The organism is Pseudomonas sp. TZ252, assembly GCF_056110345.1.
Window position 1 is genome coordinate 4,183,448 of sequence record NZ_CM148566.1, and the last position, 24,407, is coordinate 4,207,854.

Below are 24,407 nucleotides of genomic sequence, written 5' to 3' on the forward strand. Positions count from 1 at the left end.
TCGTGCGGCACGCCGTCTCCGCCATTTCCCCCTGTGGCAGAAGGAGTTTCATCCATGCCTTTTCTGAGCGACATGCTCGACCAGTCCCGCCGGCAGCAGGACGAGGAACAGGCCCTGGCGCGGGAGAATCTTGCCGAGGCAAGTCTGCTCCAGGCCCACCTGAGTCACCGCAGCGCCCTGCACAGCCGTTTCCGTTTCGACCCGGCGGCGGTGATGGACTGCCTGCGCGCCGAGGTGCTCGGCCAGGAACCGGCGCTACAGGCCGTCGAGGACATGCTCAAGGTGGTTCGCGCGGACATCGCCGACCCGCGCCGTCCGCTGTTCAGCGCGCTGTTCCTCGGCCCCACCGGGGTCGGCAAGACCGAGATCGTGCGCGCCCTGGCCAGGGCCCTGCACGGCGACGCCGAGGGGTTCTGCCGGGTGGACATGAACACCCTGTCCCAGGAGCACTATGCCGCCGCCCTCACCGGTGCGCCGCCGGGCTACGTCGGGGCGAAGGAGGGCACCACCCTGTTGGAGCAGGACAAGCTGGACGGCAGTCCCGGGCGCCCCGGCATCGTTCTCTTCGACGAACTGGAAAAGGCCAGCCCGGAAGTGGTCCATGCGTTGCTCAACGTACTCGACAACGGCCTGCTGCGGGTCGCTTCCGGCGAACGCACCTACCATTTCCGCAATACCCTGGTGTTCATGACCAGCAATCTCTGCGCCCATGAGATCCAGCGCTACGACGAGCGTCGCCAGCGCCTGCCCTGGCGCCTGCTGCCGGTCGGCGGCGAGCGCCGGCGGCGGGACATCGACGGGATGGTCCGGGCCCGGCTGCTGAAGACTTTCTCGCCGGAGTTCGTCAATCGTCTCGATAGCGTGGTCACCTTCAACTGGATCGAACGCGACGTCGTCGCGCGCCTGGTCGAGCTGGAGGTGCAGCGGCTCAACCGGCGCCTGGAGAAGCATCGCTGCCGCCTGGAGGCGACCCCGGAGGTGCTGGCGAAGATCGCCCGCGCCGGCTTCGACCGGCAGTTCGGCGCCCGTGCGTTGCGCCGCAGCGTCCGTCATCATCTCGAGGTACCGCTGGCCGAGCATCTGCTCGACCACCACCAGCCGGGCGACGGGAACTGCACGACCTACCTGGCGAGCCTGGAGCACGAGCGGGTTCGCTTCGTGCGGCGCTGAGCGACAGTCACAGGAGAGGAAACGGATGGGATCGCACCAGGAGCGGCCGCTGATCGGCCTGCTGTTCTCCGAAACCGGCGTCACCGCCGATATCGAGCGCTCGCAGCGCTATGGCGCATTGCTTGCGGTCGAGCAACTGAACCGCGAGGGCGGCGTCGGCGGTCGCCCGATCGAAACGCTGTCCCAGGACCCCGGCGGCGACCCGGACCGCTATCGGCTGTGCGCCGAGGACTTCATTCGCAACCGGGGGGTACGGTTCCTCGTGGGTTGCTACATGTCGCACACGCGCAAGGCGGTGATGCCGGTGGTCGAGCGCGCCGACGCGCTGCTCTGCTACCCGACCCCCTACGAGGGCTTCGAGTATTCGCCGAACATCGTCTACGGCGGTCCGGCGCCGAACCAGAACAGTGCGCCGCTGGCGGCGTACCTGATTCGCCACTACGGCGAGCGGGTGGTGTTCATCGGCTCGGACTACATCTATCCGCGGGAAAGCAACCATGTGATGCGCCACCTGTACCGCCAGCACGGCGGCACGGTGCTCGAGGAAATCTACATTCCGCTGTATCCCTCCGACGACGACGTGCAGCGCGCCGTCGAGCGCATCTACCAGGCGCGCGCCGACGTGGTCTTCTCCACCGTGGTGGGCACCGGCACCGCCGAGCTGTATCGCGCCATCGCCCGTCGCTACGGCGATGGCAGGCGGCCGCCGATCGCCAGCCTGACCACCAGCGAGGCGGAGGTGGCGAAGATGGAGAGCGACGTGGCAGAGGGGCAGGTGGTGGTCGCGCCTTACTTCTCCAGCATCGATACGCCCGCCAGCCGAGCCTTCGTCCAGGCCTGCCATGGTTTCTTCCCGGAGAACGCGACCATCACTGCCTGGGCCGAGGCGGCCTACTGGCAGACCTTGTTGCTCGGCCGCGCCGCGCAGGCCGCAGGCAGCTGGCGGGTGGAAGACGTGCAGCGGCACCTGTACGACATCGACATCGACGCGCCCCAGGGGCCGGTCCGGGTGGAGCGCCAGAACAACCACAGCCGCCTGTCTTCACGCATCGCGGAAATCGATGCGCGCGGCGTGTTCCAGGTCCGCTGGCAGTCGCCCGAACCGATTCGCCCCGATCCTTATGTCGTCGTGCATAACCTCGACGACTGGTCCGCCAGCATGGGCGGGGGAGCGCTCCCATGAGCGCCAACTCGCTGCTCGGCAGCCTGCGCGAGTTGCAGGTGCTGGTACTCAACCCGCCGGGAGAGGTCAGCGACGCCCTGGTCTTGCAACTGATCCGCATCGGTTGTTCGGTGCGCCAGTGCTGGCCGCCGCCGGAAGCTTTCGACGTGCCGGTGGACGTGGTCTTCACCAGCATTTTCCAGAATCGCCACCACGACGAGATCGCTGCGCTGCTCGCCGCCGGAACTCCGCGCACTACCCTGGTGGCGCTGGTGGAGTACGAAAGCCCCGCGGTGCTCTCGCAGATCATCGAGCTGGAGTGCCACGGCGTGATCACCCAGCCGCTCGACGCCCACCGGGTGCTGCCTGTGCTGGTATCGGCGCGGCGCATCAGCGAGGAAATGGCGAAGCTGAAGCAGAAGACCGAGCAGCTTCAGGAACGCATCGCCGGCCAGGCCCGGATCAACCAGGCCAAGGCGTTGCTGATGCAGCGCCATGGCTGGGACGAGCGCGAGGCGCACCAGTACCTGTCGCGGGAAGCGATGAAGCGGCGCGAGCCGATCCTGAAGATCGCTCAGGAGTTGCTGGGAAACGAGCCGTCCGCCTGAGCGATCCGGGCCGACCAGAACAATAACAAGAGGGGTATCGTCATGATGCTGGGACTGGTTCTGCTGTACGTTGGCGCGGTGCTGTTTCTCAATGCCGTCTGGTTGCTGGGCAAGATCAGCGGTCGGGAGGTGGCGGTGATCAACTTCCTGGTCGGCGTGCTGAGCGCCTGCGTCGCGTTCTACCTGATCTTTTCCGCAGCAGCCGGGCAGGGCTCGCTGAAGGCCGGAGCGCTAACCCTGCTATTCGCTTTTACCTATCTGTGGGTGGCCGCCAACCAGTTCCTCGAGGTGGACGGCAAGGGCCTCGGCTGGTTCTGCCTGTTCGTCAGCCTCACCGCCTGCACCGTGGCGATCGAGTCGTTCGCCGGCGCCAGTGGTCCGTTCGGCCTGTGGAACGCGGTCAACTGGACAGTCTGGGCGTTGCTCTGGTTCTGTTTCTTCCTGCTGCTGGGGCTGTCCCGCAGCATCCAGAAGCCGGTGGCCTACCTGACCCTGGCCAGCGCCATATTCACCGCCTGGTTGCCCGGCCTGCTGCTGCTCGGGCAGGTGCTCAAGGTATAGCAGGAAGTCGGAAAGGGATGGCGGCTTGCCGCCATCCCGTCCCTTCCGAACTCCTAGCCGAGCGGCCAGTTGATCACCACGACGGCGTCGTTGTAGTCGTTGTCGGTGCCGTCTTCAGAGCCGACCAGGGCGAAGTTCAGCTCGTTGGTCAGGATTACCTGTGCCGAGACCAGATCCGAGGGGCGGCCGTTGACGCTGACCTGGACCTGTACCTTGCCACTGCTGCCGGAGTTGAGCACCTGGGTGCCGATGACGGCGTTATTGGTGCTTTGCCCGCTGAAGGTCGCGGCCGTCTCGTTGTTGACCAGCACGTTCACCGTCTGGGTTCCGGACGAGTTGGCGAAGGCGGTGACGCCGAACCGGGTGTTGGCGGGAAGGGTGAACACTCCTTGTGTTGCCATGGTGTATCTCCACTGAATACCTGGCCTGCCTTTTCAGGCAGCCGTCTGGCGCGCGGTATGGCGTGTCGGGAGAAATCCGCAGTCCTTGGCGGCAGGCGATGCGCAGGCAGGAAGGACGCATCGTTCAGCCAATCTACGCCGTCGACCGGGCGCGACCACTGCTAGAGTTCGCAGGAGGGCTACAGGGGTGTCCTGGCACTGGCGATGCATGGCCCGGTGCCGGACTGCGGCAGCGGCCTGCCGTGCCGGCTCGTTCGATTGTTACGCTTTCTGTAACGATCTATTGCCGATGCCGGCAGGCCAGGGGCGATTGTCTCGAAATATACTGCGTCACCTGGTCGCCGCAGCGGCGACGGCTACCCACTGGCCGTCGTCCGGGTCGCCGGTTCCATCCCGGCCGCGCCAACCCCCGCATTCAGGCCCCGCTGCGGCGACTGCATTCCCGCTGGATTCGAGGCTCGTACCCTATGACTCCCGATCAACGATTTGCCCGTTGGGTTCAAGTCGCTATCGCGGTATTCGTGTTGCTGTTCGTCTACTTCCTGGTCGCCGACCTGTGGATGCCGCTCACCCCGCAGGCCCAGTTGACCCGGCCGGTGGTGCGCGTCGCGCCGCGTGTCAGCGGTCAGGTCGCCGAGGTGCTGGTGTCCAACAACGGCCACGTGCAGCCCGGCGAAGTATTGTTCCGCCTCGATCCCGAGCCTTTCCGACTGGCCGTGCGCCAGGCCGAACTGGCACTGGAGGAAGCCGAGCGCACCAACCGCGAGCTGGATGCCGCCATCGCCTCGGCCAAGGCCGACCTCCTGGCCGCGCGCAGCAGCGCCGGCGAGCTGGACAGCGAGGCGCGCCGCACCGCCCAACTGGTGCAGCGCCACCATGTGTCGCAGCAGATGCACGAGCAGGTCAGCGCCCAGGCCCAGGCCGCCCGTGCCCGGGTCGCCGCGGCCCAGGCGCGGATCGGCGAGCTGACCGCGCGACGCGGCACGGCCGGCGAGGACAACCTGCGCCTGCGCCAGGCGCGCAATGCCCTGGCCCAGGCTCGTCTGCAACTGCAATACAGCAGCGTCCGGGCCGACCGCGCCGGGACCCTGAGCAACCTGCAACTGACCCCGGGCACCTACGTTCCGGCCGGAACGCCGGTGGCGGCGCTGGTGGACGACCGTATCGACATCGTCGCCGACTTCCGCGAGAAATCGCTGCGCTACGTGCGCCCTGGCGACCGTGCGGCGGTGGTGTTCGACGCGCGTCCCGGCGAAGTGTTCGGCGCGCGGGTGGCGGCCATCGACGCCGGGGTCAAGGAGGGCCAGCTGGACGCCAACGGCGACCTCGCCGCGCCGGTCACCTCCGACCGCTGGGTCCGCGACGCCCAGCGCCAGCGCCTGCACGTGGTGCTCGACGAACTTCCCGAAGGCCTGCTGCCCACCGGTGCCAAGGCCACCGTGCAGCTCTATCCCGGCGACGGCCTGAGCCATCTGCTCGGTCGCGCGCAGATCGTCGCCATCAGCCTGCTGCACTACGTCTACTGACGCCATGCCGGCCAAGCTCGCGATGTCCGCCAACGACCTGCGTCAGTGCCTGCGCATCGCCGGCGGCGGCACCCTGGGGTTCTTCGTCTGCAAGCTGATGAACTGGGACTACGGCTCGTTCTTCGGCGTCTACCCGATGCTGCTGCTCGGCCTGACGCCGGTGATCAACCTGCACATCGTCCGCCAGTTCCTCGCCAACTCGGTGGTGATCAGCGTCGAGGTACTGGTGCTGTACGGGTTGTTCGGCGACCGGCCGCTGCTGATGACGCCTATCGTCTTCGGCCTCTTCGTCTACCGCTTCGCCCTGATGGCGCGCGGCCCGCTGTTCTTCTTCGGCGCACTGAGTTCGGTGTTCCTCTCGATGCTGCTGCACTTTGCCAGCTATCCGGACGTCGATCTGTTCGACATGCTCGCCAGCAACATGGTCGCCACCTGGCTGACGGTGGCCATCGCCGTGCTGATGTTCTACCTGTTCCCCGACGTCGAACCGCGGTCGCCGCGCCAGGCGCCGGCCAAGGACGCCCCCAGCCGGCGCCACGAGACGCTGCTCGGGGCCACGGTGGCGACCTTGTCCTTCGTGGTCTTCCAGACCTTCGACCTGAAGGACTCGCTGTCGGCGCAGATCGCCTCGATCCTGGTGTTGTTTCCCATGCACTGGAAGGGCGTGCACTTCGCCGGGCGCATCCGCGCCCTCGGTACGCTGCTCGGCTGTGCGCTGGCGGTGGGCTTGCAGGTGCTGCTCTACGATCACTACGACATCCTGCCCTTCGTCGCCCTGTTGCTGTGGATCTCGGCGATGTTCTGCGCGCGCATCCACATGCTGGAGAACGGCGTACCGGGGATCGGTTTCGGCGCGCTGACCACCCTGGCGATCGTCCTCGGCCAGTACCTGACGCCAACCCACGACATCATGTACAGCGTGCTCTACCGATTTACCTCGGTGTGCTTCGCGGTGCTGATCACGTTGATGACGGTGCTGGTGATCCACCTGTTCCTCAACCGCTTCGCCGCCACCCGGCACTACAGCCACTGAGGCCTCAGGCGCGCCGGCCCGGCCAGTTGACCAGCGCGACGCCGAGCATCACCAGCAGCATGCCGCCGATCGCCGCCGGCGCCAGGCGCTCGTCGAACAGCAGCCAGGAGGCCAGCGCGGTCGCTGGCGGCACCAGGTAGAACAGGCTCGCCACCTTCGACGCGGCGCCATGCCGGATCAGCGTGTAGAGCAGGCCGACGGCGCCGAACGAGAGTCCCAGCACCAGCCAGCCGAGGGTCAGCACGAACGGCGTGCTCCACTGCACCTCGCGGCTTTCGAAAAGCAGGGCGGCGAGGCCGAGCAGGGCGCCGCTGGCCAGGTACTGGACGACGCCGCCGGTGCGCAGGTCCATGCCGCCGCAGAAGCGCTTCTGGTACAGCGTGCCGCAGGTGATCGCCGCCAGTGCCACCAGCACCGCGGCCCAGGCCAGGCCGTCGGCGCCACCGTGGATGCGGCCGAGTACCACCAGGGCTACGCCAGCCAGGCCGAGCGCCAGTCCCAGCCATTGCCGGCGGCTGACCTGCTCGCCGAGCCAGATGCCGGCCAGGGCCGCGGTAGCCAGCGGTTGCAGGCCGACCAACAGGGAGGTCAGGCCGGCCGACATGCCGTGCTCGATGGCGAGGAACACCCCGCCCAGGTACAGGCCATGGACCAGCAGGCCGGCGACCGCGACATGCCCGGCCAGCCGTGCCGAGCCCGGCCAGGGCGCACCGCTGAGCAGGGCGAAGGCGGCCAGCAGGGCGGCCGCGAGGAGCAGGCGGATGGCCAGGAAGGTGAAGGGCTCGGCGTACGGCAGGCCGAACTTGGCGCCGAGGAATCCAGTGCTCCAGAGCAGCACGAAGAGCAGCGGCATGCCGCTGCCGAGCCAGGCGGGTGTGCGCATGCAAGGTCCTCGTTGGGAGGTGGCGGGACGGTCGTGGCGCCCCGCGCGTGTCGGTGTCAGTCCAGCAGCGAGCGGCCTCGCTCCAGGTAGGCGCGCATTTCCGTCTCGGGCACCATGCCGCCGCCGGTGGCCCAGACCAGGTGGGTGGCATTGGCCAGGCGCGCCGAGGTCAGCCCCATGCGTTCGCGATAGCCCTGCGGCTCACGGGTGACCCGGGCGATGCCCGGCGCGCCGGCCAGGGCCGAGGGTTCCAGGCGGATGCCCTGGCTGCGCTCGAGCAAGGCGAGCAGGCGGAACAACTCGTCGTCGTCCACCGTGTAGTAGCCGTCGAGCAGGCGCTGCATGGCGCGGCCGACGAAGCCCGACGGACGCCCCACCGCCAGGCCATCGGCGGCGGTGCGGTTGTCGATGCCGAAGTCCTGCACCGAAACCTGCTCGTGGCGGCCGGTATAGACGCCGAGGAACATGCAGGGCGAATGGGTCGGCTCGGCGAACAGGCAGTGCACCGCGTCGCCGAACGCCAGCTTGAGGCCGAAGGCCACCCCGCCGGGACCGCCGCCGACCCCGCAGGGCAGATGGACGAACAGCGGGTGCTCGCTGTCGACGCGGATGCCGGCGGCGTCCAACTGGCCGCGCAGTCGCTCGGCGGCGACGGCGTAGCCGAGGAACAGGTCGCGGGAGTTTTCGTCGTCGACGAAATGGGTGTAGGGATCGCCGGCCGCTTCGCGGCGGCCCTGTTCCACCGCGACACTGTAGTCGGAGGCGTACTCCACCACCGTCACGCCGTGGGCGCGCAGCTTGTCCTTCTTCCACTGGCGGGCGTCGGCGGACATGTGCACGCTGGCCTGGAAGCCCAGCGCGGCGCCGATGATGCCGATGGAAAGGCCCAGGTTGCCGGTGGAGCCCACCGCTATCCGGTGGCGGGCGAAGAATGCCCGGCAATCCGCCTCGGCCAGCCGCGAGTAGTCGTCGTCGAGGCCGACCAGGCCGTGCTCCAGGGCCAGGCGCTCGGCATGGGCGAGCACTTCATAGATGCCGCCGCGGGCCTTGATCGAGCCGGAGATCGGCAGGTGGCTATCGCGTTTCAGCCAGAGCCGGCCGGGCAGTTCGGCGGCGTAATGCTGGCGCAGGGCATCGTGGAAGGTGGCGACCTCGACCAGGTCGGACTCGATGATGCCGCCGCTGGCGGCGGTTTCCGGAAACAGCCGGGCGATCAGCGGGGCGAAGCGCTGCAGGCGGGCGCTGGCGTCGGCCACGTCGGCGGCGCCGAGGCCGACGTCGGCCAGGGCTTCGGCGCTCGGCGCGATGGCCGGGTTGAACCACTCGCTCGGACGCAGGGCGATGAGGTCGGCCAGGCGCGGGAATTCGGCGAGCCAGTCGGCCTTGGGTGTTCCGAGAATCAACGGCAGTACTCCTGTGGCGGGTAGGGCGGCGAAGGCACAGAGGATATACGCCTGGCCGGCGTTTTTCCTCGTACCCGGCAGGCAAGGCAGAACGCCTCTGCGGCGAAAGGCTTTGCACACGCGAGAATGTGCCGCATGCTTGATATCTTGAACAAGCGATGCGTATTTTGTACGCGGCCGCCGCCCGGTGCGGCATCCGCGATACCAACAAGGATAAGAAGTCATGACTATCGAAGGCCAAGGCTCACTCGCCGAACGGCTGGCTGGAGTTGAAGAAATCGAATGCGTCACCCCCGACCTCAACGGGGTGCCGCGCGGCAAGGTGATGACCGGCGAGGGCTTCCTCAGCGGCCGGCGCCTGCAGCTCGCCCGTGGCGTGCTGCTGCAATGCATCATGGGCGGCTACCCGCCGGCGCGCTTCTATGGCAGCGACGATGGCGACCTGGCGCTGGTCGCCGAGCCGACCCAGGTCCATCGCCTGCCCTGGAGCAACACTCCGCGCGCCTTCGCCATCTGCGATGCGCAGGAACTGGATGGCACGCCGTCCGGGCTGTCCACCCGCGGCCTGCTCAAGCAGGTGGTGGCGCGCTACGCCGCCCACGGCTGGCAACCGGTGGTGGCCACCGAACTGGAGTTCTTCGTCTTCGCCCCGAACACCGATCCCAACGAGCCGTTCCAGGCCCCGCTGGGGCCGGATGGCCGGCGCGAGCTGGGCTATTCGGCCTTCAGCGTGTCTTCCAACAACGGCCTGCGGCCGTTCTTCGAGGACGTCTACCGCTGCATGGATGCGCTGGGCCTGGTGCGCGACACCTTCATGCACGAGATGGGCACCAGCCAGTTCGAGATCAACTTCCTGCATGGCGACCCGGTCCTGCTGGCCGACCAGACCTTCCTGTTCAAGCACCTGCTCAAGGAGGTCGCGCTCAAGCACGGCCTGATCGTGGTGTGCATGGCCAAGCCGCTGGCGAAGACGCCGGGCAGCTCGATGCACATCCACCAGAGCATCGTCGAACTGGACGGCGGGCGAAACATCTTCAGCGAAGCCGATGGCGAGCCTTCCGCCGCGTTCCGCCACTTCATCGGCGGCCAGCAGGCCTGCCTGGCGGACTTCACGCCCTTCTTCGCGCCGCATGTGAACTCCTTCCAGCGCCTCTGCCATCCCTACGCTTCGCCGAACAACGCCTGCTGGTCCCACGACAACCGCGCCGCCGGCCTGCGCATCCCGGCCAGCGGAGCCTCCGCGCGGCGCGTCGAGAATCGCCTGCCGGGCGCCGACGCCAACCCTTACCTGGCCATCGCTGCCAGCCTGGCCGCCGGTCTCTACGGCCTGGAGCACGAACTGGAGCCGAGCCCGGCGATCCAGGGTGAGTTCGAGGTACCGGAGGAGTTGACCCTGCCTTGCACCATGTACGACGCCCTGCGGCGCCTGAAAGGCAGCGCGCTGGCGCGCGAACTGTTCGGCAGCGAGTTCGTCGAAGGCTACGTGGCGACCAAGAGCATGGAGCTGACCAGCTTCTTCGACGAGATCAGCCCCTGGGAACGTCGCGTCCTGGCAGCCCAGGCTTGATCCACCGTGGTACTTTCCTAGCCCTGTGTCACCCCCTGCCGCCTCGCGGCGGCAGGGTCGTGGTGTCGGGTGCCGGCTTCGGCATCCCGCGTCCTGTCCCGGGGCCTCCCCGGGACTCCAACGCTGTGCGAGCCGGGCAGTCCGCGAGCGGCGCCGGCTCCCTTGTACGGGACCGGAGGTCCGATGCGGCGGATTTTCTTCTCTTTTCGCGCTCTCTATTTCGCTACCCTGCTGATGCTCACCGGCTCCGGCCTGCTCAGCACCTACCTGGCGCTGCGCCTGGCGGCGGACAAGGTCGACGGCCTGTGGGTCGGCGCGCTGATGGCAGCCAACTACTTCGGCCTGGTGCTGGGCGGCAAGGTCGGTCACCGGCTGATCGCCCGGGTCGGCCACATCCGCGCCTACGTCGCCTGCGCCGGGGTGGTCACCGCCGCGGTCCTCGGCCATGGCCTGCTGCCCTGGCTGCCGGCGTGGATCGCCTTGCGCATGGTGATGGGCCTGGGCCTGATGTGCCAGTACATGGTGATCGAGAGCTGGCTCAACGAGCAGGCCGATGCCAGCCAGCGCGGCGCGGTGTTCGGCGGCTACATGGCGGCTTCCTACCTGGGCCTGGTGCTCGGCCAGATGATCCTGGTGGCGCATCCGCAACTGGGGCCGGAATTGCTGATGCTGGTGGCCTTCTGCTTCGCCCTGTGCCTGGTGCCGCTGGCCCTGACCCATAAGATCCACCCCGCAGCGCTGCGCCCGGCGCCGCTCGAACCACGCTTCTTCATCCGCCGGGTGCCGCAGTCGCTGACCACCGTATTGGTCTCGGGGCTGGTGGTCGGCTCCTTCTATGGCCTGGCGCCGCTGTACGCCAACCAGTTGGGGTTGCCCAACGAGGAGGTCGGCCTGTACATGGGCGCCTGCATCTTCGCCGGGCTGCTGGTGCAGTGGCCGCTCGGCTGGCTGTCCGACCGTCGCGACCGCGCCTGGCTGATCCGCGCCTGCGCCATCCTGCTGTGCCTGTTCGCCTTGCCGCTGGCATTGTTGCAACAGATGCCGCTGGCGTTGCTGCTGGCCCTGGGAATCGCCGCGAGCATGTTGCAGTTCACCCTCTATCCGCTGGCAGTGGCCTTTTCCAACGACCATGTGGAGACCGAGCGACGGGTTTCGCTGACCGCCATGCTGCTGGTGACCTTCGGCGTCGGCGCCTGCATCGGGCCGCTGGCGGCCGGCGCGCTGATGCGGCTGTTTGGCGCTAACATGCTATATGCGTTCGTCAGCGCCTGCGCGCTGATCCTGGTCTGGCGGGTCCATCCGGAGAAGGTCAGCGGCCTGCACCGGGTCGACGACGCGCCGCTGCACCACGTGCCGACCCCGGACAACATGACCAGCTCCCCGCTGGTCGCGGCGCTCGATCCGCGGGTAGACGAACAGGCGGTGCAGGAACAGATGGTCGATGGCGAGCCCGACGCGCCGCAGGACGACGGCGCGATGCAGAACTGAATTCCGCTCGCCGCGGGAGCCGATAGGCAGGAGAGGTTGCGATGAGTCCGACGCTTTCCCTTCACCTGATGGTGCGCAACCTGCCGCCAGGGCAGCGGCGGCCGAAGATCGCCCAGGCCATCGGCGAGGAGAGCGCGGGACGCTTGCAGCGGGTATTGCTGGAACGCGCCCTGCGCCTGCCCGATCGCGGTTTCAGTGCCCGCATCCTCTGGTTCGATGACGATCTGGACAGCGATCTGCAGGCGCTGGCGGTGGCGTTGGGCTGGAGCCTGATGAGCCAGCCGGCCGGCGATCCCGGCGAGCGCATGCGGCGTATCGCGGCGCTGGGGTTGGCGGAAAGCGAGGCGGTACTGCTGATTCGGCACGACTGCCCGGTGCTGGACGGCGACTACCTGGAAGCGGCCTGCACCGCCCTGGGCCGCCACCAGGCGGTGCTGGGGCCGGTGGAGCGGGGCGGCTACGCGCTGCTCGGCCTGACCCGGGTCGACCCGCTGTTGTTCGAGTCGATGCCCTGGGGCGGAGACCGCCTGCTGGCGCTGACCTGCGAGCGTCTCCGGCAACTGGGCTGGGAGCATCACCTGTTGCCGGCGCTCTGGGACGTCGACCGTCCCGAGGACCTGCCGCGCCTGGCGGCGCTGGGAGTGGTCCTGTGAGACTCAGAACAGTTCGTCTTTCTCGAAGCGCCGGGCTTCGCGTTGCAACTGGTAGACGAAGCGATCCACCTGGCGCTGGGCGAGGCCGCTCATCTCGCTGAAGCGGACGCCGGCGAAGGTCGCGTCGAGCTTTTCGTCGAAGCGCACGTGACGCAGTTCGATCGCGCTGCTGATCGCGCCCTGTGGCAACTGGGCGCTGAAGTCTTCGTAGATCTCGCCGGGATGCAGGCGTTCGGCGACATTGCCGGCGAAGCGTAGCTTGGCGCCGGTGGCGGAGATATCCAGCAGTTGTCCGCTCAGCGGCGCGCGGAGTTTTTCCCCGGCGATTTCCGCGGCGATCGGCTGGCTCTGCTTGATGCTGGCGCGGTAGGCGTTGCGGCGCTGGTGGTAGAGCACTTCGGCGGGAAGGGCGGCCCAGTAGCAGGGAACGCCGTCGTGTTCGCCGAACTGCACCGGGCGCTCGCATTCCCAGGCGATACGCACGCCTTCGTGGAAGGCTTCGACGCGAAACGCCTCGCCATTCTGCAGGAAACGTTCGCCGGTGTTGGGGATGAGTTCGTCCAGCGCGACCATCCCGCGGTCGCGGTCGATGTCCACCAGGAAGCTCTGGAAGCGCTGGTTGCGATCGGCAAAGGTGATCAGCAGGGAGTCGCGGCTATCCTGCAGCAGGCGCAGGTTGGCCTGGATTTCCACGGGGGCCTTGAGCACCTTCGGGGGTTGCGGCCCCGCTTCTTCGACGAACGGGTTGGGCACCTTCAATGCTCTCCTGGGGCACGAATGCCTCAATGATAGCACTGTGCCTTGATACGTGTGCTGGTCGGGTTCAGGCCTGGCTGAGCGGGCGTTGCCGGCTGCTCGAGGCGGTGCCGCCGCGGCTGTCGTACAGGCTCGGGGCGTCCTGGCCGCGGAGGATGTTCAGCAGGCTGCCGGTGGACGCCTGGTTGGCGCGGATGATCCGCCCGTTGCGCAGGTTGGCCTGCTGGCAACGCTCCAGCAGTTCGCCCAGTTCGTCGCCGCGCGCCAGCAGCTCGGCGCCATCCGCGCGCTCGCGGGCGTAGCGGGCAAGGCCTTCGCGGTCGAGGGAAACGCCGGCTTCGCGGAGGATTTCCGCGCGGGCCCGGCCATTTCGCTCCAGTTGCTGCATCAGTGGCTGCTTGGCCCCGAGAAGCTGTTGCAGGACCGGCAGCTCGCGCCGTTCCAGGGCCTGGAATTCTTCGTCGACCAACTGCAGGAGTTGGCTGGCGTGGCCGATATCCTCGGCGAACAGATCGAGCAGGGTAGGGGAGTCAGGCATCTCGGGCTCGGGAGTTCATTCGGCGTCCAATGTCCTCCAGCGCGTCCTTCGAGGTCAGCGCTGGGATTCGAAGTCGAGCAGCTTGCTGGCAACACGCTCGCTGTCGACCTGATAAGTGCCATCGGCGATCGCTTGCTTGATCCGGGCAACCTTATCGTTGTCGACCACCGGCAGGGTCTGCAGCTGGTCCGTGACTTTCTGCATGTTCTGGGCGGTTTCGCTGATCTGCACCGACTCGCCGCTCTTCGGAGCGGAAGTCGCGGCCTGGCCTGCCTTGTCGGCGCCAGTGGCGTCGGGACGCCCCGCGGCGGTGCTGCCGGTACGGCCGGTGGTGGCTGGCGTGCTGCCGGGATTCAGCCGGTTGAAGTCGATGACCATGGTTGTAAACCTCGAAGGTATTGGACGCTTGCCTAGCTTTTCGGCGAAGGCTTGAAAAACTTTAGGACTTATTTTCGTGCGTCGTTTCCCAGTTTAGAGAAACCCGCCGGGGTAGCGCCAGCGCTACCGGCCACGGCTTTCCCTCTACATATTCACCTCGACCGTGCCGGGTTCTATCACGCGGGCCTTGATCACCCGCTGCGAGCGCAGGTTGCGCACGCGGATCTGCTGGCCCGGGGCGCCATCGGACAGCGCCTCGCCGGGCATCTTGACGTTGATGGTGGCGGTACGCGCGAGGATCACCACCTGGTCGCCCTTGCGCACGGCCTCGGCCTGCTCGAGGAAGACCGGCGCCAGCACCTGGTCGTTGACCACCGGTCGGCGCAGCTTCTGCCCGACGACGCGGGCCGGATCGGTCAGGTAGCCCTGGGTCAGCAGGCCGACGTCGCGCTCGACCAGGGCGATGTCGGCATCCTCCAGCACGTGCGCGCGCTTGAGAGGCTGCACTGCGACCACCACCTGGCGGAACAGCTTCACCTGCGCCGGCATGAAGATGGTCCAGGGCGCACTGCCTTCGCAACCGATGCGTACGGTGACCCTGCCGATCGGTTGTGCCGGACTTTCCTGGCTGAGCGTCAAGTCCCTGTCGCATTCGGCCAGGCGCAAGCGCGGGTCGACGCGATTGACCTGAATCTGGTAGCGCCCGTCGAGTCCGCTATTCTGCAGATATTCTTCTACCTTGAATTCAAGAAACCCCTGGGTGGAGCCGATAAGTACCTCGGGAGCGGTAAAACCCTGGGCCTGGCTGTTGTTAGCCGCGCACAGGTAGCCGAGCCCGAGCAAAACGGGTAAAAACCGTAGAGAAGTATGGCTACATGCCATTATTCGTCGAAAAACTGTCGTTGCCTGTTTCATGCAACGGGTTAAGCAATGGTCGTGCCGGAGTCCGGCACGACCGTCTGAGGGGAGCGCCAATGGCCGGTGTTTTGGATTCAGTCAACCAGCGTACGCAGTTGGTCGGACAGAACCGTCTGGAGCTGCTTCTGTTCCGCCTGGACGGCAACCAGCTCTACGGCATCAACGTGTTCAAGGTGAAAGAGGTGTTGCAGTGCCCGCGCCTGACGGTGATGCCCAAGTCCAGCCCGGTGGTGCGCGGGGTGGCGAACATCCGCGGAGGCACCATTCCGATCCTCGACCTGGCGCTGGCCACCGGCCGCCGCGGGTTGCAGGACCTGACCAACAGCTTCGCGATCATCACCGAGTACAACACCAAGGTGCAGGGCTTCCTGGTGCGCTCGGTGGAGCGCATCGTCAACATGAACTGGGAAGAGATCCATCCGCCACCCAAGGGCGCCGGCCGCGAGCATTACCTGACCGCGGTGACCCGGGTGGACAAGCAGTTGGTGGAAATCATCGACGTGGAAAAAGTGCTCGCGGAGGTCGCACCGACGTCCGAGGAAGTGTCCCACGGAGTGGTGGACGCCGAGACCCAGAGCCGCGCGGTGACCAAGCGGGTGCTGGTGGTGGACGATTCGTCGGTGGCGCGCAAGCAGGTAATCCGTTGCCTGGAGGCGGTCGGCGTGGAAATGACCGCGCTCAACGACGGGCGCCAGGCCCTGGAGTACCTGCAGAACATGCTCTCCGAGGGACGGCGTCCGGAAGACGAGCTGCTGATGCTGATCTCCGACATCGAAATGCCGGAAATGGACGGTTATACCCTGACGGCGGAAATCCGTAGCGATCCCCGCCTGCAGAAACTGCACATTCTCTTGCATACTTCGTTGTCCGGGGTCTTCAACCAGGCGATGGTGAAGAAGGTCGGTGCGGACGACTTCCTCGCCAAGTTCCGTCCGGACGATCTGGCGGCGCGGGTGGTGGAGCGGATCAAGGCGGTGGACGCGGGCTGAGCGATCGGCCCTCGACAACAATGTGAATACGGGCGACCGGCTGCGTTCCGGTCGCCCAGGGCGAAGAGGCTTATGCGTGTCGGCAGCTAATGCGGATTTCGAGTTGTTCAGGGTCTTCCTCGAGAAGACCTGCGGCATTGTGCTGGGCAGCAACAAGCAGTACCTGGTCTCGAGCCGGCTGAACAAGCTGATGGAGCAGCAGGGCATCAAGAGCCTGGGAGAGCTGGTGCAGCGCATCCAGACCCAGCGCGGCGGCCTGCGCGAGATGGTGGTGGACGCGATGACCACCAACGAGACCCTGTGGTTTCGCGATACCTACCCGTTCGAGGTGCTCAAGCAGCGGGTTCTTCCCGAACTGATCAAGGCCAACGGCGGGCAGCGCCTGCGGATCTGGTCGGCGGCCTGTTCGTCAGGCCAGGAGCCATACTCGCTGTCGATGGCCATCGACGAGTTCGAGAAGACCAACCTGGGGCAGTTGAAGGCGGGCGTGCAGATCGTCGCCACCGACCTGTCGGGGTCGATGCTCACCGCCGCCAAGGCCGGCGAATACGACACCCTGGCGATGGGCCGCGGTCTGTCCCCGGAGCGTCTGCAACGCTATTTCGACGCCAAGGGACCGGGGCGCTGGGCGGTCAAGCCGGCGATCCGCAGCCGCGTCGAGTTCCGTGCCCTGAACCTGCTGGACAGCTACGCCAGCCTCGGCAAGTTCGACATGGTGTTCTGCCGCAACGTGCTGATCTATTTCTCCGCCGAGGTGAAGCGCGACATCCTGCTGCGCATCCATGGCACGCTCAAGCCTGGCGGCTACCTGTTCCTCGGCGCCTCCGAGGCGTTGAACAACCTGCCCGACCACTACCAGATGGTGCAGTGCAGCCCGGGCATCATCTACCGGGCCAAGTAGCGCAAGGAAGCGGACCCGCGCCAGGTTGCGCCGGGGGTGACCTGGCAGCCTGGCGCGGGTCCGCTTGGGACGGGCAGGTGGGACGAGACTTTCGCCCACTGCCCAGGCTCCGAGCGCCACGCGCGGCGGCGCCGTCGCAGCCCGCTCGGCACAGGACGGCTGGCTCGGAGCGGGGCAGTTTAGGACTGCGCGATCTAGTTGTATTGACAGATATTTCTGATAGTCAGGTGATCTGGCAAGTTGCCGCTTTGCCGGGGAACTGCTTACATGATTCAAGCCTTCCCTCGATCCGCCACGCCTACCAGGAGACTTCCATGGCCATCACTGCGCTGCCCTCGGCCGATGGGCAAGAGTTGACCATCCAGATCCAGGGGCGCTTCGACTTCGGGGCCCATCAGGATTTCCGCGACGCCTACGAGCGCGTCGCGATCACTCCGCGACGCTATGTCGTCGACCTGCGCAACGCCACCTACCTGGACAGCTCGGCCCTCGGCATGCTCCTGCTGCTGCGCGACCACGCCGGCGGCGAGAACGCGCAGATCAGCCTGGCGAACTGCAGCCCGGAAGTGCGCAAGATCCTCGCCATCTCCAACTTCGAGCAGTTGTTCAAGATCAGCTGAGATGAATCCCCCGGCGGCGCGGATCGAGAGCCTGACGATTCTCATCGCCGAGGACAACGCGGCCGACCGCCTGCTGCTGTCGACCATCGTCAGCCGCCAGGGGCATCGCGTGCTGACCGCCGGCAACGGCCTGGAGGCGGTGGCGCTGTTCGAGACCGAGCGGCCGCAACTGGTCCTGATGGACGTGATGATGCCGGTGATGGATGGCTTCGAGGCTGCCCGGCGGATCAAGCAGCAGGCCGGCGAGGAGTTGGTGCCGATCATCTTCCTCACCTCCCTCAGCGAAACCGAGGCGCTGGTGCAGAGCCTGGAGGCGGGCGGCGACGACTTCCTCTCCAAGCCGTACAACCGGGTGATCCTCGAAGCCAAGATCAACGCCATGGGACGCCTGCACCTGCTGCAACGAACGGTGCTGGAGCAGCGCGACCTGATCGTCCGGCACAACGAGCACCTGCTCAACGAACAGCGGGTGGCCAAGGCGGTGTTCGACAAGGTGGCTCATTCCGGCTGCCTGAACGCCAGCAACGTGCGCTACCTGCAATCGCCCCTCGCGCTGTTCAACGGCGACCTGCTGCTGGCCGCCTACAAGCCGTCCGGCGGCATGCACGTGCTGCTCGGCGACTTCACCGGCCACGGCCTGCCGGCGGCGATCGGCGCGATGCCGCTGGCCGAGGTGTTCTACGGGATGACCGCCAAGGGCTATCCGATGGCCGACATCCTCCGCGAGATGAACGCCAAGCTGAAGCGCATCCTGCCGGTCGGCGTGTTCTGCTGCGCCACCTTGCTCAACCTGAGCTTCCAGCGCGAACTGGTGGAGGTCTGGAACGGCGGCTTGCCGGACGGCTACCTGCTGCGCGCCGCCAGCGGCGAGCGGGTCGCCCTGGTGTCCCGCCACCTGCCGCTGGGAATCCTCGAACCGGCGGCGTTCAGCGACCGTTGCGAAACCTATCCGCTGGATATCGAAGATCGGATATTCCTGTTTTCCGACGGGGTCCTCGAGGCCAGCAACAAGGCTGGCGAGATGTTCGGCGAGGCGCGGCTGCTCCAGCTGTTCGAGCGCAATCGCCAGCCGTCCGCGCTGTTCGACGAGATCCAGCGCAGCCTGGCGCAGTTCCGCGGCGCGGTGCAGGACGACGTGAGCATGCTCGAAGTGCGGCTGCAGCCGGATAGCGGCCTGCAATGCCCGCCGCTGGCGTTTTCCGATAGCGGCGTGAGCAGTCCGCTGGACTGGTCGGTAAGCTTCGAATTCCGCGCCGAAACCCTCAAGCATTTCAACCCGCTGCCCCATGTGCTGCAACTGCTGCTCGAGGTCCACGACCTGCGCGCGCGCGGCGGCGCGCTGTATACGGTACTCGCCGAACTCTATTCGAACGCCCTGGAACATGGCGTCATCGGCCTCGATTCGACGATGAAGAGCGACGCGGCGGGATTCGCCCGCTATTACCAGGAGCGGGTCAGCCGCCTGCAGGCCTTGCGCGACGGCTACGTGCGGCTGCACCTGGACCTGGCGCCGCATGGCGCGGGGGGGCGTCTGCTGGTGCGGGTCGAGGACAGCGGCGAAGGTTTCGACGTGGAGCGCGCGCTGAATGCCGTGGAGCGCCAGGAACGCCTCTGCGGCAGGGGTTTGCGCCTGATCCGCGAATTGTCCGATCGTTGCCAGTGGTCGGCCGACGGAAAGGTGGTGTCCGTGGAGTTTTTCTGGTCGCCTCAGGCATAATCGCGCTTTCGTCGCGGTGCTCCTAATGGGTAGGGCATCGGAAGTCGACTTCAGGGAGCGATCGAATGTCCGCGCCGCATCTCGATGATCGTGTTCTGGCTTCGCTGCAGGAGGTCATGGAGGACGAATATCCGGTCCTGCTGGATACCTTCGTGCTCGACTCCGAGGAGCGCCTGCGCAGCCTGCATGCCGCCCTTCAGGCCGGCGATGCCCAGGCTTTGCGGCATACCGCACACAGCTTCAAGGGAGGCAGCAGCAACATGGGCGCGGTACTCCTCGCCGGCTACTGCAAGGAGCTGGAGGAAAGCGCCAGGCGCGGCGACCTGCAACGGGCGCCGGCGCTGATCGAACAGATGGAGCGCGAATTCGCCATCGTCCGCATCCTTTTCAAACAGGAACGTCAGCGCTATCGCTGAGGTTTTCGTCCTTTCCGGCGACAAGGTACCGGCCCGATCGAGCCTCCCTGGCGTATAATGCGCCGCTCGATTTGGAGTCCTTCATGCGCGAGCAAGCCCTACGCATCCTCAAAGACGTTTTCGGTTACGACGCCTTCCGTGGCAACCAGGCACGGATCATCGAGCGGGTAGCCGAGGGTGGCGATGCGCTGGTACTGATGCCCACCGGCGGTGGCAAGTCCCTGTGTTTCCAGGTCCCGGCGCTGCTGCGCGAAGGCCTGACGGTGGTGGTGTCGCCGCTGATCGCGCTGATGGAGGACCAGGTCGCCACCCTGGACGAACTCGGCGTGCCGGCGGTGGCGCTGAACTCCACCCTCAACCCCGAGCAGCAGCGGGACATCGCCGAGCGCCTGCAGCGTGGCGAGATCAAGCTGCTCTACCTGGCACCGGAACGGTTGGTCCAGCCGCGCATGCTGGCCTTCCTGCAACGACTGCCGGTCGGCCTGTTCGCCATCGACGAAGCGCACTGCGTGTCGCAATGGGGCCATGACTTCCGTCCCGAATACCTGCAGCTCGGCCAGCTTGCCGAGCTGTTCCCGCAGGTGCCGCGGATCGCCCTGACCGCCACCGCGGACATGCGTACCCGCGAGGAGATGATCCAGCGCCTGCACCTGCAGAACGCCGAGCAGTTCCTCTCCAGCTTCGACCGGCCGAACATCTTCTACCGCATCGTGCCCAAGGAGCAGCCGCGCAAGCAGTTGCTCGGCTTCCTCTCCGAGCGGCGCGGCGATGCCGGCATCGTCTACTGCCTGTCGCGGAAGAAGGTCGAGGAGGTCGCGGAATTCCTTGGCAACCAGGGCTTCCCCGCGCTGCCGTATCACGCCGGACTGTCCAACGAACTGCGTGCCCACCACCAGAAGCGCTTCCTCAACGAGGAAGGCTTGATCATGGTGGCGACCATCGCCTTCGGCATGGGCATCGACAAGCCCAACGTGCGTTTCGTCGCCCACCTCGACCTGCCCAAGAGCCTCGAGGCCTATTACCAGGAAACCGGCCGCGCCGGCCGCGATGGCCTGCCGGCCGACGCCTGGATGGCCTACGGCCTGCAGGACGTCCTGCTGCTGCGGCAGATGATGCAGAGTTCCGAGGGCGACGAGCGGCACAAGCGCGTCGAGCGGCACAAGCTGGAAGCCATGCTGGCGCTCTGCGAGGAAACCCGTTGCCGGCGCCAGGCGCTGCTGGCCTATTTCGACGAGGAGATGCCGCAGCCCTGCGGGCATTGCGACAACTGCGTGGACGGCGTGGAAACCTGGGATGCCACCGAATCCGCGCGCCAGGCGCTGTCGGCGATCTACCGCAGCGGCCAGCGCTACGGCGTCGGCCATCTGGTGGATATCCTGCTCGGCCGCGAGACCGAGAAGATCCGCAGTCTCGGCCACCAGCACCTGGCGGTGTTCGGGATCGGCAAGGGGCGTGGCGAAGACGAATGGCGGACCCTGTTCCGCCAGTTGGTCGCGCGCGGCCTGGCCGACGTCGACCTGGACGGCTTCGGCGGCCTGCGCCTGACCGAGGCCTGTCGTCCGCTGCTGCGGGGCGAGGTGCGGCTGGAGCTGCGCCGCGACCTCAAGCCACAGCGCGCCAAGGGCTCCTCCAGCGGCGGCGCCAGCGCCGCCAGCCAATTGGTGCGCAGCGAAGAGCGGGAAATGTGGGAGGCCCTGCGCGCGCTGCGGCGCAAGCTGGCCGAAGAGCATTCGGTGCCGCCCTATGTGATCTTCCCCGACGCGACCCTGCTGGAAATGCTCCGCAGCCAGCCGCGCTCGCTATCCGACATGGCCCAAGTCAGCGGGGTCGGCGCGCGCAAGCTGGAGCGCTACGGCCAGGCCTTCCTCGATGTCCTCACCGACTCGCCGGCGGCGCCCGCCGCGCCGCCGCAGGACCTGCGCCACGAATTGGCCAGCCTGGCCTGTGCGGGGATGACCCCGGCGCAGATAGCCCGCCAGCTCAATTGCAGCGAGAAGAACGTCTACGCGATGCTCGCCGAGGCCATCGCCGGTCAGCAGGTGAGCCTGGAGCAGGCGCTGGATCTGCCCGAGGAACTCCTCGGCGAAATCCAGGACGCCTTCCTCGAGGAAGACGGCGAACTGCCGCCGGTGGCGGCGCTGGAGGAGCGTTTCGGCAAGCGGGTGCCGAGTGGCGTGCTGCACTGCGTGCGCGCCGCCCTGCAGGTGGAACTGGAGTCGTGATATGGCCATTTGCCGGTATTTTCTGACGCCAATCTTGTGACGTCCTTCGCAAGCGTCTACTGTGACGCCAAGCCCTCCAAGAGAAGAGGTGTGCGTGACACAGAAGGACCGGTTGGACGACTCCCGTTCCAATCTCTATGCCGACCAATTGAACCGCGGTTTCCGCGGTCTGCGTTTCCTTCCCGAACTGGAGCGTGACTACCGGCGCTACATGCTGGAGGACAGCTTCGCGCTGAAACGCATCGCCCTCAGCGTCGGCATGCTCGTCTGGCTGGCGTTCATCGGCATCGACCTGCTGTTCCTCGCTGGTCCCCCGCTGTGGGGCGTACTGGCGGTGCGCCTTGGCGTGCTGGTCCTGCTACTGGTCTGCGGCTGCCTGATCATGCTGCGCCGGCACATCCAGCTGATGGTGCCGCTGAGCATCGCCTGCGTCCTCGCCCTTGGCGTCGGTGCGGCGGCGGTGGTCGGCCTGGCGCATCGGGCGGATCCCGGCTATCCCTACGAAGGCCTGCTGCTGGTCAGTTTCGCCGCCTATTTCCTCGCCGGCCTGCGGTTGTCGCAGGCATTGAGCTGTGCGTTGGTCGTGCTGCTCGCCTACCTGGGTTTCGAGTGGTGGGCGGGTACCCAGGAGCCGCTGGGCAACAACCTGCTGTTCCTGCTGTTCGGTAACCTGATCGGCGCGGTCGGCTGCTACCTGCTGGAGTTCAAGTCGCGCGAGCATTTCCTCATCAGCCGCCTGTTGCGGGTGATGGCCGACCACGACAGCCTGACCGGCCTGCACAACCGGCGCAGCTTCAACCAGCACCTCGACCGCCTCTGGCGTCAGGCCCAGCGCGAACAGAAGACCCTGGCGCTGCTGCTTTGCGACGTCGACCATTTCAAGGCCTATAACGACCGCTACGGACACCAGGCTGGCGATGCGGTCCTGCAGCGCATCGGCGCGGTGTTCGAGGCGAATGCCAGGCGTCCGCTGGACATGGCGGTGCGCCTGGGCGGCGAAGAGTTCGCCCTGTTGCTGTACGGCGCCAACGAGCACGAGGCGAGGCTGCGCGCGGAAGCGCTGCGCGCACAGGTGCAGGCGCTGCGCATGGAGCACGAGGCGTCGGACACGGCGCGCGAAGTGACCCTGTCGGTCGGCGTGTCCTGCCTGTGGCCGACCCCGGGCAACGACCTGAAGCGTCTCTACGATCTCTACGAGCATGCCGATCGCGCGCTTTACGAAGCCAAGGCGTTCGGCCGCAACCAGGTGGTGGCCTGAGTCCATGGCCGATTTTGTCCCTGTGGCTGGCGCCGCCGGTGACTGCGGGACGAGGCGGCGAATGCTAGGTTCGACAGGAAAAAATGCCAGGCACGGCCGCTCTTCGCAGAGCTGCCGGCCCCACCGCGAGACGACTTCCGGACGGACCCCATGCAGCGCTTGATCCAGGCCAACGGCCAACCGCACTACGGCATCTTCCCGAGTGCCCCGCAGCACATCAATTACCGCGATTTCGACTTCCGTTCGCCGATGGGCCGGCGCGTGGGGGCCCTGGGAAAATGGCGACGCTTCCATCAGTTCCAGTACTTCGGCCTGATCAGCCCGGAGCTGATCGGCGGCTGCGCCCTGGCCCAGCTGAGCTTGCTTGGCGTCGGCTTCGTCTACCTCTACCAGCCTTCCAGCGGACGCATGCTGGAGCGGCGCTTCAAGCTGCCGCTGGGGTTCGGAACCCGGTTTTCCCAGACCCCGGACGACGGCGTCTGCGAACTGCGCCAGGGGCGCAACCTGCTACGCCTGGAGAACCGTATGGCTCACCGGGAGAAACGCCTGCTGGTGGAACTCGACGATGGCACCCGCATCGACGCCTGCTTCAGCGAGGAGGCGCCGAGCTTCCAGCCGATGTGCCTATGTACGCCGACCGCGGTGAACGGCTGGGTCTACGCGCAGAAGGTGGCCGGCGTGCGCTGTCGCGGCGACGTGCGCAGCGCCCTCGGCGACCACGACCTGCAGGCGCTGGACGCCTTCGCCCATCACGACTGGTCGGCGGGCTACATGCGCCCGGAAACCTTCTGGAACTGGGCTTGCCTGTCCGGCGAGGCGGACGGCTTGCGGGTCGGCCTGAACCTGTCGTGCGGAGTCAACGAGACCAGCTTCACCGAGAACTGCTACTGGCTGGACGGCGAACTGCTGAAGGTCGACAGCGACCAGCCGCTGCGGCCCTGGACCATCCGTTCATACGATGGCCAGGTGGAGCTGCGCTTCGAGGCTCACGGCATGCATCAGGAGCGGCTGAACCTCGGTCTGCTGGCGAGCAACTTCAAGCAGATATTCGGTTGTTTCAGCGGTGTGCTGCGTCCGCGAGGTCGTGCCGAGGTGAGGATCGAGCGGCTCTGGGGCTTCGTCGAGGACCAGTACGCGAAGTGGTAGACAGGGCCTGGCCTGGGCATATCGTGCGACAATTTGTCATTGTACGGGGGGAAATTGGACGGGCATTATTAGCCGACTAATAATTAGTCAAAT

The 24,407-nt window shown here is 66.7% G+C and carries 24 protein-coding genes; 17 read left to right on the top strand and 7 right to left on the bottom strand.

Annotation, left to right across the window (positions count from 1 at the left end):
* Positions 1–54 precede the first annotated feature (54 nt).
* From ACYAF3_RS19385 to ACYAF3_RS19400, 4 genes are read left to right on the top strand one after another with little or no spacing between them, the layout of a single operon-like run.
* Complete coding sequence (locus ACYAF3_RS19385; RefSeq protein ID WP_003098718.1) at positions 55–1,170, top strand: AAA family ATPase; 1,116 nt, start codon at positions 55–57, stop codon at positions 1,168–1,170.
* A gap of 25 nt (positions 1,171–1,195) precedes the next feature.
* Positions 1,196–2,353, top strand: coding sequence for an aliphatic amidase expression-regulating protein AmiC (amiC, locus tag ACYAF3_RS19390; protein ID WP_003117566.1), 1,158 nt, complete (start codon positions 1,196–1,198; stop codon positions 2,351–2,353).
* Positions 2,350–2,940: a transcriptional antitermination factor AmiR gene (gene amiR / locus ACYAF3_RS19395; protein WP_003098722.1), complete on the top strand. Its 591-nt coding sequence runs from the start codon at positions 2,350–2,352 to the stop codon at positions 2,938–2,940. Before amiC ends, amiR begins: the two co-directional genes overlap by 4 nt.
* 42 nt (positions 2,941–2,982) lie before the next feature.
* A complete protein-coding gene (locus tag ACYAF3_RS19400) occupies positions 2,983–3,501 on the top strand; it encodes an AmiS/UreI family transporter (RefSeq protein WP_031756896.1) in 519 nt (172 codons plus the stop codon).
* 53 nt (positions 3,502–3,554) lie between these two features.
* Here ACYAF3_RS19400 and lecB read toward each other — a convergent pair whose 3' ends face one another.
* Entirely contained in the window at positions 3,555–3,902 is a 348-nt protein-coding gene (lecB, locus tag ACYAF3_RS19405; RefSeq protein WP_003098728.1) for a fucose-binding lectin LecB, read from the bottom strand.
* 467 nt (positions 3,903–4,369) lie between these two features.
* Here lecB and ACYAF3_RS19410 point away from each other — a divergent pair, with 467 nt between their 5' ends.
* Positions 4,370–5,428, top strand: coding sequence for an HlyD family secretion protein (locus ACYAF3_RS19410; protein WP_003119629.1), 1,059 nt, complete (start codon positions 4,370–4,372; stop codon positions 5,426–5,428).
* A 22-nt stretch (positions 5,429–5,450) separates the two neighbouring features.
* Complete coding sequence (locus ACYAF3_RS19415) at positions 5,451–6,461, top strand: DUF2955 domain-containing protein (RefSeq protein WP_073658417.1); 1,011 nt, start codon at positions 5,451–5,453, stop codon at positions 6,459–6,461.
* Between the two features lie 4 nt (positions 6,462–6,465).
* On the opposite strand, the gene ACYAF3_RS19420 is transcribed toward ACYAF3_RS19415, so the two are convergent.
* Together ACYAF3_RS19420 and dsdA are read right to left on the bottom strand one after the other, a co-directional pair.
* Entirely contained in the window at positions 6,466–7,344 is an 879-nt protein-coding gene (locus tag ACYAF3_RS19420; RefSeq protein WP_023102943.1) for a DMT family transporter, read from the bottom strand.
* A 56-nt stretch (positions 7,345–7,400) separates the two neighbouring features.
* The gene (gene dsdA, locus ACYAF3_RS19425) at positions 7,401–8,747 is read right to left on the bottom strand and encodes a D-serine ammonia-lyase (RefSeq protein ID WP_004351142.1); all 1,347 of its coding nucleotides are present in this window, start codon (positions 8,745–8,747) and stop codon (positions 7,401–7,403) included.
* Between the two features lie 325 nt (positions 8,748–9,072).
* On the opposite strand from dsdA, the gene ACYAF3_RS19430 reads away from it, so the two are divergent.
* The 3 genes from ACYAF3_RS19430 to ACYAF3_RS19440 all read left to right on the top strand — a co-directional run bounded on the left by ACYAF3_RS19430 (position 9,073) and on the right by ACYAF3_RS19440 (position 12,455).
* Entirely contained in the window at positions 9,073–10,314 is a 1,242-nt protein-coding gene (locus tag ACYAF3_RS19430) for a glutamine synthetase family protein (RefSeq protein ID WP_003119633.1), read from the top strand.
* A 183-nt stretch (positions 10,315–10,497) separates the two neighbouring features.
* Positions 10,498–11,802 (top strand): MFS transporter, encoded by a 1,305-nt coding sequence (locus tag ACYAF3_RS19435; protein WP_003162735.1) that lies wholly within the window; start codon positions 10,498–10,500, stop codon positions 11,800–11,802.
* A 41-nt stretch (positions 11,803–11,843) separates the two neighbouring features.
* Entirely contained in the window at positions 11,844–12,455 is a 612-nt protein-coding gene (locus ACYAF3_RS19440) for a TIGR04282 family arsenosugar biosynthesis glycosyltransferase (protein WP_003162736.1), read from the top strand.
* A gap of 3 nt (positions 12,456–12,458) precedes the next feature.
* On the opposite strand, the gene flgZ is transcribed toward ACYAF3_RS19440, so the two are convergent.
* The 4 genes from flgZ to flgA form a co-directional block, all read right to left on the bottom strand.
* Complete coding sequence (gene flgZ / locus ACYAF3_RS19445) at positions 12,459–13,250, bottom strand: flagellar brake protein FlgZ (RefSeq protein WP_003119635.1); 792 nt, start codon at positions 13,248–13,250, stop codon at positions 12,459–12,461.
* A gap of 28 nt (positions 13,251–13,278) precedes the next feature.
* Positions 13,279–13,749: a flagella synthesis protein FlgN gene (locus ACYAF3_RS19450; RefSeq protein WP_003091733.1), complete on the bottom strand. Its 471-nt coding sequence runs from the start codon at positions 13,747–13,749 to the stop codon at positions 13,279–13,281.
* A gap of 54 nt (positions 13,750–13,803) precedes the next feature.
* Positions 13,804–14,127, bottom strand: a complete 324-nt coding sequence (gene flgM, locus ACYAF3_RS19455; protein WP_003098742.1) for a flagellar biosynthesis anti-sigma factor FlgM — start codon at positions 14,125–14,127, stop codon at positions 13,804–13,806.
* A gap of 144 nt (positions 14,128–14,271) precedes the next feature.
* Positions 14,272–14,970, bottom strand: coding sequence for a flagellar basal body P-ring formation chaperone FlgA (flgA, locus tag ACYAF3_RS19460; protein ID WP_003091731.1), 699 nt, complete (start codon positions 14,968–14,970; stop codon positions 14,272–14,274).
* A 131-nt stretch (positions 14,971–15,101) separates the two neighbouring features.
* Here flgA and ACYAF3_RS19465 point away from each other — a divergent pair, with 131 nt between their 5' ends.
* The 8 genes from ACYAF3_RS19465 to ACYAF3_RS19500 all read left to right on the top strand — a co-directional run bounded on the left by ACYAF3_RS19465 (position 15,102) and on the right by ACYAF3_RS19500 (position 24,314).
* Positions 15,102–16,034, top strand: coding sequence for a chemotaxis protein CheV (locus tag ACYAF3_RS19465; protein WP_003098747.1), 933 nt, complete (start codon positions 15,102–15,104; stop codon positions 16,032–16,034).
* 76 nt (positions 16,035–16,110) lie between these two features.
* Entirely contained in the window at positions 16,111–16,935 is an 825-nt protein-coding gene (cheR, locus tag ACYAF3_RS19470) for a protein-glutamate O-methyltransferase CheR (protein WP_003091728.1), read from the top strand.
* A gap of 314 nt (positions 16,936–17,249) precedes the next feature.
* Positions 17,250–17,555: an anti-anti sigma factor HsbA gene (gene hsbA / locus ACYAF3_RS19475; RefSeq protein WP_003091727.1), complete on the top strand. Its 306-nt coding sequence runs from the start codon at positions 17,250–17,252 to the stop codon at positions 17,553–17,555.
* 1 nt (position 17,556) lies between these two features.
* Positions 17,557–19,272, top strand: a complete 1,716-nt coding sequence (gene hsbR / locus ACYAF3_RS19480; protein ID WP_003098751.1) for a two-component system response regulator HsbR — start codon at positions 17,557–17,559, stop codon at positions 19,270–19,272.
* A 65-nt stretch (positions 19,273–19,337) separates the two neighbouring features.
* Complete coding sequence (gene htpB / locus ACYAF3_RS19485; protein ID WP_003091725.1) at positions 19,338–19,688, top strand: two-component system sensor histidine kinase HtpB; 351 nt, start codon at positions 19,338–19,340, stop codon at positions 19,686–19,688.
* Positions 19,689–19,771: 83 nt separating this feature from the next.
* Positions 19,772–21,910: a DNA helicase RecQ gene (recQ, locus tag ACYAF3_RS19490; protein WP_003091724.1), complete on the top strand. Its 2,139-nt coding sequence runs from the start codon at positions 19,772–19,774 to the stop codon at positions 21,908–21,910.
* 88 nt (positions 21,911–21,998) lie between these two features.
* Positions 21,999–23,168 (top strand): GGDEF domain-containing protein, encoded by a 1,170-nt coding sequence (locus ACYAF3_RS19495; RefSeq protein ID WP_020989240.1) that lies wholly within the window; start codon positions 21,999–22,001, stop codon positions 23,166–23,168.
* 150 nt (positions 23,169–23,318) lie between these two features.
* A complete protein-coding gene (locus ACYAF3_RS19500) occupies positions 23,319–24,314 on the top strand; it encodes a DUF2804 domain-containing protein (RefSeq protein ID WP_128669428.1) in 996 nt (331 codons plus the stop codon).
* Positions 24,315–24,407: the final 93 nt, after the last annotated feature.